Source organism: Kitasatospora sp. NPDC004240 (genome assembly GCF_053603215.1).
Genome location: NZ_JBSGFD010000345.1, coordinates 1 through 5,217, shown reverse-complemented (window position 1 = coordinate 5,217; position 5,217 = coordinate 1). Strand labels below are relative to the sequence as shown.

General features: G+C 73.7%; 6 protein-coding genes, 1 tRNA gene and 1 pseudogene. 6 read left to right on the top strand and 2 right to left on the bottom strand.

Translation table 11 applies throughout. The features are described from left to right. Positions 1-189: 189 nt before the first annotated feature. A tRNA-Ala gene (locus ACWEQL_RS40765) sits at positions 190-262 on the top strand. Positions 263-357: 95 nt separating this feature from the next. On the opposite strand, the gene ACWEQL_RS40760 is transcribed toward ACWEQL_RS40765, so the two are convergent. Further along, positions 358-1,224 (bottom strand): DUF5324 family protein, encoded by an 867-nt coding sequence (locus tag ACWEQL_RS40760; protein ID WP_452156405.1) that lies wholly within the window; start codon positions 1,222-1,224, stop codon positions 358-360. A 225-nt stretch (positions 1,225-1,449) separates the two neighbouring features. On the opposite strand from ACWEQL_RS40760, the gene ACWEQL_RS40755 reads away from it, so the two are divergent. Beyond that, complete coding sequence (locus ACWEQL_RS40755; RefSeq protein ID WP_452156403.1) at positions 1,450-2,361, top strand: rhomboid family intramembrane serine protease; 912 nt, start codon at positions 1,450-1,452, stop codon at positions 2,359-2,361. Between the two features lie 356 nt (positions 2,362-2,717). Here ACWEQL_RS40755 and crgA read toward each other — a convergent pair whose 3' ends face one another. Further along, complete coding sequence (gene crgA / locus ACWEQL_RS40750) at positions 2,718-2,969, bottom strand: cell division protein CrgA (protein WP_452156401.1); 252 nt, start codon at positions 2,967-2,969, stop codon at positions 2,718-2,720. Between the two features lie 165 nt (positions 2,970-3,134). On the opposite strand from crgA, the gene ACWEQL_RS40745 reads away from it, so the two are divergent. The 4 genes and pseudogenes from ACWEQL_RS40745 to ACWEQL_RS40730 all read left to right on the top strand — a co-directional run. Then, positions 3,135-3,893, top strand: coding sequence for a DUF881 domain-containing protein (locus tag ACWEQL_RS40745; RefSeq protein ID WP_452156407.1), 759 nt, complete (start codon positions 3,135-3,137; stop codon positions 3,891-3,893). A 67-nt stretch (positions 3,894-3,960) separates the two neighbouring features. Further along, the gene (locus ACWEQL_RS40740; protein WP_452156399.1) at positions 3,961-4,146 is read left to right on the top strand and encodes a hypothetical protein; all 186 of its coding nucleotides are present in this window, start codon (positions 3,961-3,963) and stop codon (positions 4,144-4,146) included. Between the two features lie 55 nt (positions 4,147-4,201). Then, a complete protein-coding gene (locus ACWEQL_RS40735; RefSeq protein WP_452156397.1) occupies positions 4,202-4,864 on the top strand; it encodes an aminodeoxychorismate/anthranilate synthase component II in 663 nt (220 codons plus the stop codon). A gap of 5 nt (positions 4,865-4,869) precedes the next feature. Then, positions 4,870-5,217: pseudogene (locus ACWEQL_RS40730) on the top strand (hypothetical protein); the annotation flags it as partial.

Sequence of the window (5,217 nt, the reverse complement as noted above, 5' to 3'; positions counted from 1 at the left end):
GTGGCCGGCCTCTGCCGCCCGCTGCCGCTCACCGTCATCTTCGAGATCCTCGGCGTCCCGCAGCGCGACCGGGCCCGCTTCAGCGGCCGGGCCGACCGCCCTCCGGCACGTGGTGTGCGGGGATATCGCGCCGGTCCGGCGCCGGGACCCGGTACGCTAGTGCCCGACGGTGCGCGAACGCCCGTCCGAGGGGCTTTAGCTCAGTTGGTAGAGCGCTGCCTTTGCAAGGCAGATGTCAGGAGTTCGAGTCTCCTAAGCTCCACAGCACGATGGCGATCGGCCGCCGACCCGTTCAGGGTCGGCGGCCGATCGGCGTTTCCGGGCCCGTCCGGCGGGTCGTGCGGCCGGGCGGGGTCGTCAGTGGGGCTTGCGCGGGTCGTGCGGCTTGGGGCGGTCGTCGCCGGAGCCGGGCTTGCCGGGCGTCGGTCCGGGCTTGGGGGCCGAGGTACCGGCCTCGGACCCGGGGTCGTGGTCGGTCCCGGAGGCCGGGGAGGCGCCGTCGCCGGGCCCCTGGGAGCCCGCGGCCGGGGAGGTGCCCGAGGAGTCGCCCGAAGGGGTCTGGGGGGCGCCGGGGGAGCCGTTGACGGACCCGCCGCCACCGGCCGCGTGGGAGCCGCCGTGGGGCTGCCCGGAGGCGTCCTGGTCGTCCTCCTCGGTCGTGGGCTCGACCAGCCACTCCGGGTTGCCCCGGTTCCGGGTCCACTGCCAGAGCACCACGCCGGCGCAGATCGTCAGGGTGCCGGCCACGGCGAGGCCCTTGGCCCGGTGGCCGCGCTGCTCCCGCTTGATGTTCCTGGCGGCGATCTCGCTGATCTCGGCGGCGGTCACGTGGCCCTGCAGCGCGGTCAGCGCGGCCGCGCCGCGGACCTGCGCCTCCTGGGCGACCGGCGAGACGGCCGTGCGGGCGTCCCCGACGGCCTGGCTGACCCGGGGCACCACGGTGGTGCGGGCCTGCTCGGCGGCGCGGGCGGCGGAGAGCTTGGCGGCCAGGGCGGCCTCCTGGGCGCGGTGCACGGCCTTGAGGACGTTCTGCTGGGCATCGGGCGGCAGGCTGGCGAAGGCGTGACCGAACTGCGGGGCGATGCGCTTGTCGTACTGGACGCGGGCGGTATGGGCGGCCTGGGCGGCCATGGGTCCGAGGGCGTCCAGGGCGGGGCTCAGACGCTGCTTCGCGCCGTCCGCGAAGTTCGTCGCGGTCTCACGGGCTGAGTCCAAACGGGTCACGGGTCTCTCCTCCTGGTGGCGTCCTATATGCACATATCCACCTGAATGCTGATCATGCATGCTGATTTGTCCACCGGCACGTCGGGGTGGGCCGTCCGGCGGGCCCGGGGCCGCCGGGGGCGCCGCAGGCGGGGCCGGGGAGGACCGGAGCGGGGCGGGAGGCGTGCCGGAGGAGCGGGCGGCGGGGGTGGGATGATGGACCGGACGCGCGAGGAGGGGACCGCCATGCTCCCGGACCAGCCAAGGCCGCCGGCCGATCGCACGCCCGGGCCCGACGGCGCCGCGGGCGCGGCCGGACCCCCCCACTGCTACCGGCACCCGGAGCGGGAGACCGGGATCTCGTGCACCCGCTGCGGCCGGCCGGTCTGCCCGGACTGCATGGTCAGCGCGGCGGTCGGGTTCCAGTGCCCGGAGTGCGTGAGCGGGGGCCACCGCGGCGCGCGGCGGGCGACCACCCGCTTCGGCGGCCGGCCAACCACGGACGGCGCGCAGGTCACCAGGGTCCTGCTGATCGTCAACGTGGCGCTCTGGCTGCTGGCGTACGTCTACGGCCGGCCGCTGGTCGCCGAGCTCTCGCTCTACAGCGCCGGGCCGCAGTTCACCGGCCACCCGTACGGCGTCGCCGCGGGCCCGTCCGAGTGGTACCGGCTGCTGACGGCGATGTTCCTGCACCAGCAGTGGTGGCACATCCTGTCGAACATGGTGGCCCTGGTGGTGATCGGTCCGCTGCTGGAGCGGGAGCTCGGCCGGCTGCGCTTCCTGGCCCTCTACCTGGTCTCGGGGCTGGTGGGCGGCGCGCTCGCGTTCCTGGTGAACGGCGGGTTCATGGAGTCGCTGGGCGCCTCGGGGGCGGTCTTCGGGCTCTTCGGGGCGATCGCGGTGATGTTCCGCCGGACCAGGCAGTGGCTGGCGCCGGTGATCGCGCTGCTGGTGTTCAACCTGGTCGTCACCTTCTCGGTGCCGGGCATCGACAAGATGGCGCACCTGGGCGGGCTCGCCGCCGGGCTGCTGCTGGGGGTCGGGCTGATGTACGCGCCGCGCGGGCACCGCACCCTGGTCCAGGGGCTGACGGTGGCGGGGGTGCTGGCGCTGGCGTTGGCGCTGCTGATGGCGGGGATGGCCCGCTTCGGGGGATGACCCGATTTCCACAGCGGGTGCGGGGTTGTGCACAGGCGGTGCGCCGGACAGCCTGCGGACACCTGTTCTACGCGCGTCCTGCTGTACGGACGGAAAGTCCACAGGGGGGCGCGCAAGGGCGTGGGCGGTGCGCCGGGCGTGAGTTATCCACAGGATGGGGCGACTTTTCCCCAGTGTGGATAACCATGTGGATAAGCGGATCGTGCGACCGCGAGCCCTGGAATGCGGGCAGGGAAAAGCGGCGCGACGGCACGGAACGATTCTGGACGGAACACCACGGAACACCACGGAACCGTCCTGGAGTCGCACTCCAGGACGGTCGGGAGAACCGCGTCGGGCCTATCGCCGGCCGGACGTCACTTCCACTGGGTGGAGACGCCGAACCCCGCCGCGATGAAGCCGAAGCCCACCAGGATGTTCCAGTTCCGCCAGCCCTCCACCGGCCAGCTGCCGCTGGTCACGTAGTAGGTGACGATCCACACCAGCCCGACCAGGAAGAGTGCCAGCATCAGCGGCGCGACCCAGTTGCGGCCCGAGCTGATCTTCACCGCCGTCGCCGTGGACGGCGGGGTGTAGTCGGACTTCTTGCGGAGTCGGGACTTCGGCACGAGGAGCTCTCCTGTCGATGCGCTGTGAGACCGCGCAGGGGTCCAGCGGAGGTGAGGCGGGGCTTGGCGGACTGCGCGGACCGGGCCCGCACATGCCACCGGCGTCCGTTAGCGTAGTGGCTCTTCGGGTCTGAAGTAGATAAGGGTACGGTGCCTAATTTGTCGATTCCCCCTCAGCAGGCCCGCACTCGCGCCTCCGGCACCCGAATTGTCGGCCGTGCCCTGACCTGCACCGTCTTCGCGCTCGCCGGACTGCTTTTCTACATCAGCGCGCAGACCGCCCGGGGCACCGATCTGCGGACCGACGACTCGCTCCTGAGCCTCAGCGACGTGATACGCCAGCGCAGCTCGCAGAACCAGCAGGCGCAGTCCCAGCTCGCCGACCTGGAGGCGCGGGCCCAGGAGCTCACCGAGCAGCAGGGACAGAGCCCGGACGAGGCCGCCCGGCTGGGCGCGCTCCAGCGGGCCGCCGCGCTGGAGCCGCTCCAGGGGCCCGGCCTGACCGTCACCCTCAACGACGCCCCGCCGAACGCCAAGGCCCGCATCCCCGGGGTGCCCGAGCCGGGCGTCAACGACCTGGTCATCCACCAGCAGGACATCCAGGCCGTGGTCAACGCGCTGTGGCGGGGCGGCGCCGAGGGCGTCCAGGTGATGGACCAGCGGCTGATCTCCACCAGCGCGGTCCGCTGCGTCGGCAACACCCTGCTGCTCCAGGGCCGGGTCTACTCCCCGCCGTACGTGATCAGGGCGGTCGGCCGCACCGACGCGCTGCGCTCCGCCCTGGAGGGCGACCCGACCATCCGCAACTACCAGAAGTACGTCCAGGCGTACGGGCTGGTCTGGAAGGTCCAGGAGGGCGGCGACCTGGCGCTGCCCGGCTACACCGGCACGGCCGACCTGCGCTCGGCCGGCGGGCAGCAGTGACCGGCCGGACCGGGGGCCGGTCACCGGTCTACTCTTGACCACGGCCTTTCACCTTCGAGGGAGCACCATGTACGGCTGGATCTGGCGTCACCTGCCGGGGAACACCCTGGTCCGGGCCATCATCTCGCTGCTCCTCGCCCTGGGGATCGTCTACCTCCTGTTCACCTACGTCTTCCCGTGGGCGGAACCGCTGCTGCCCTTCGGTGACGTCACAGTGGACGGCGAAGGCGGCGGCGACGGCGCCGCCGGCTGAGCGGCCGGCCCCGTTCCCCCTCCAGTTCCCGCATCCCACCGGAGACAGCGCGCGCATGACCGCCCCGCAGAGCCCGCCCCGCATCCTGGTCGTCGACAACTACGACAGCTTCGTCTTCAACCTCGTCCAGTACCTGTACCAGCTCGGCGCCACCTGTGAGGTGGTGCGCAACGACGAGGTGACGGTCGAGCACGCGGTGCGCCGCGACGGCGCGGCCGGCTTCGACGGGGTGCTGCTCTCCCCCGGCCCGGGCGCCCCCGAGGAGGCCGGGGTCTGCATCGAGATGGTGCACCACTGCGCGCGGATCGGCCTGCCGGTGTTCGGCGTCTGCCTGGGCCTGCAGTCGATCGCGGTGGCGTACGGCGCCGTGGTGGACCGCGCCCCCGAGCTGCTGCACGGCAAGACCTCGCCGGTCGAGCACGAGGACGGCGGGGTGTTCGAGGGCCTGCCCTCGCCGCTGACCGCCACCCGCTACCACTCGCTGGCGGTCGACCCGGCCACCGTGCCGGACGAGCTGGTGGTCACCGCGCGCACCGCCAGCGGCGTGATCATGGGCCTGCGGCACCGCGAGCGGCCGGTGGAGGGCGTGCAGTTCCACCCCGAGTCGGTGCTCACCGAGGGCGGGCACCGGATGCTCGCCAACTGGCTCGCCGAGTGCGGCGACCCGGCCGCGGTGGGCCGTTCGGCCGGGCTCGCCCCGGTGATCGGGCGGGGCTGAGCGACGTGACCGCGGTACGCCCGGAGGGGCGCCACCAGTCGGGGGCGGGCCCGCAGGGCGGTGCCGCGTCCCCCGACGACCCGCGGGGCGCCCAGGAGGGGTCTCAGGGCCCCGCCGGGGGCCTGGGCGGGGCGGGCGGGCCGGGCCGCCAGGACGACGCCTGGGGCGTCTACGAGGAGGCCGGGCAGGACGAGCTGCCCGAGTACCCCTGGCTGGCCGACCAGACCCTGCAGCTGCGGGTCCCGCCGCCGCCCGCCGAGCCGGTGCCCACCGGCGGCCGGGCCGAGCGGCGCCGGGCCGCCCAGGGCCGTACCGCGCTGCGCTCCGGCGGCGGCCGGCTACGGGCCCGCGGG